1 protein-coding gene is annotated in these 927 nt (G+C 67.1%); it reads left to right on the top strand.

Translation table 11 applies throughout. From position 1 onward, the window contains the following. A partial coding sequence (locus AX672_RS12975) for a Calx-beta domain-containing protein (RefSeq protein WP_331711200.1) occupies positions 1-927 on the top strand: 927 nt, incomplete at both ends.

Here is a 927-nt window from a genome sequence, read left to right as displayed (position 1 = left end):
CGGACTTCGGGTTCTCCGACACCGACGGCAACAACCTGCTCGCTGTCACGATCACGACCTTGCCGAACGCAGGCGCGCTGACGCTGAACGGCGTGGCCGTCACGGCGGGCCAGTCGATCCCGGTCGCGAGCCTGCCGCAACTGCTGTTCACCCCGGCGCTCGATGCCAATGGCGACGCCTATGCGAGCTTCACCTTCCAGGTGCAGGATAATGGCGGCACCGCCAACGGTGGCGTCGACCTCGACGCGAGCTCGAACACTCTCACTTTCGATGTGCGGTCAATCAACGATGCGCCTGCGGGCACCGATGGCAGCGCGTCGCTGCTCGCTGGCGCCACGCGCGTCTTTGGCGTTGCCGACTTCGGCTTCAGCGATACCGATGGCAACAGCCTGCTCGCGGTGACGATCACGACACTGCCGGGCGCTGGTACGTTGTTCTACGACGCGGACGGGGCGGGCGGCAATGCGCCGGTCGCGGTCACCGCCGGCCAGTCGATCAGCGCCGCCGACATCGCGGCGGGCAGGTTGACCTACACGGCGGGCACGAGCGCGGGCACGCCGAGCTTCACCTTCCAGGTGCAGGACAATGGCGGCACCGCGAACGGGGGAGTCGATCTCGACCAGAGCGCCAACAACTTCAGCTTTACCGTGACGCAGCCGGGATCGATCTCGGTCGCCAATGTGTCGGTGAGCGAGGGCGATACCGGCACCACGGCGGGCGCCTTCACGCTCACACGCACCGATGGGTCAAGCGGCGCGGTGAGCGTGGACTATGTCATCACGCTGCCGGGTGGCGCAGGCCGGGCGACGGGCGCCGATGTTTCAGGGGCGCTCACCGGCACGGTAACGTTTGCCGATGGCGAGACCAGCGCCACGATTCCGTTCAGCGTCGTCGGCGATTATCTGGTCGAGGGCGACGAGACCTTCA

Source organism: Sphingomonas sp. CCH10-B3 (assembly GCF_001556185.1).
Taxonomy (GTDB): domain Bacteria; phylum Pseudomonadota; class Alphaproteobacteria; order Sphingomonadales; family Sphingomonadaceae; genus Sphingomonas; species Sphingomonas aquatica.
The sequence above is the reverse complement of the archived record's forward strand: the minus strand, read 5'-3'. Positions and strand labels throughout refer to the sequence as shown.